Genomic DNA, 1,325 nt, shown 5'->3' with positions numbered 1-1,325 from the left:
GGCATCGACGCCAACAACGACCTCAAGCTCTACACCGGCAACGGCGCGGGCCAGGTCAGCGGCGGCTCCGTGATGATCGGCAGCGCCGGCAGCGGCCTCTGGGCCGGCTTCTGACGGCTCACCACTTCCACAGACCATTCCTCACCATCAGAAAGCGATTCAGTGAAGCGCCTCGCCTCCCTCGCCGCCGCCACCCTGGTCGGCATGCTCTGCCTGCCCGTCACCTCGTCTCCGGCTTCGGCGGCGACGGCGAACCCGCCCCAGCTCAAGGTCATGCCGCTCGGTGACTCGATCACCCGTGGGTACATGAGCACCCCGGAGAACGGCTACCGGGCGAAGCTGCAGCAGCTGGTCTCCCAGCAGTCCCGGTACACCGTCAACATGGTCGGGTCCGTGCGGAACGGCACCCTCGCCGATCCGGAGAGCGAGGGCCACAGCGGCTACGAGATCCAGGGCATCAGGGCCGAGCTCGACGGCTGGCTCGCCGCGGCCCAGCCGGACGTGGTGCTGCTGCACATCGGCATCAACGACCTCAACAACAAGCACGACGTCGACGCCAACGGGAACACGGCGGTCGACCGGGCCAAGGCCCTGATCAACCAGATCTTCGCGGACCGCCCCAATGTCACGGTGATCGTCCAGGGTCTGATCCGGTCCACCGCGGGTATCCCGGAGCAGCCGGGCATCACCGCGAAGATCGACGACTACAACAGCCAGCTGAAGACCTGGGTCAACCAGGAGCGGACCAAGCGGCACGTCCGGTTCGTCGACTCCACGGTCCCTGCCGACCAGTTGGCCGACAAGCTGCACCCGAACGCGGACGGGTACGACACCTTCGGCCGGACCTTCTACTCCGAGCTCGACCAGGCCTTCTCCGACGGCTGGATCGTCGGCGGCCCGCCCACCGCGCTCACCACCCCGGCCCGCACCGCGGCCGGTGACTTCAACGGTGACGGCAAGCAGGACGTCGCCGGGATCGACGCCAACAACGACCTCCGGCTCTACACCGGCGACGGTGCCGGGCACGTGGGCGGTGGTTCGCCGATGCTCGGCACCGGCGGTGCCTGGAGCGGCTTCAAGCTGATCGCCGCAGGTGACTTCAACGGTGACGGCAAGCAGGACGTCGCCGGGATCGACGCCAACAACAGCCTGAAGCTGTATGTCGGCAACGGCGCGGGCACCGTCTCGGGCGGCAGCGCGATGCTGGGTGGCAACGGTGCGTGGGCCGGGTTCAAGGCCATCACGGCCGGTGACTTCAACGGTGACGGCAAGGCCGACATCGCCGGGATCGACGCCAACGACAGCCTCAAGCTGTACGCGGGCAA

1 protein-coding gene is annotated in these 1,325 nt (G+C 67.9%); it reads left to right on the top strand.

The window, feature by feature from the left end; all coding sequences use genetic code 11:
* Positions 1-162 precede the first annotated feature (162 nt).
* Positions 163-1,325: GDSL-type esterase/lipase family protein (locus ACWCYY_RS40855; protein ID WP_449798986.1), on the top strand; the 1,163-nt coding region annotated here is incomplete at its 3' end.

Source organism: Kitasatospora sp. NPDC001664, from assembly GCF_053596675.1.
Note: the sequence above shows the minus strand (reverse complement) of the source record. Positions and strands in the feature narration are given on the sequence as shown.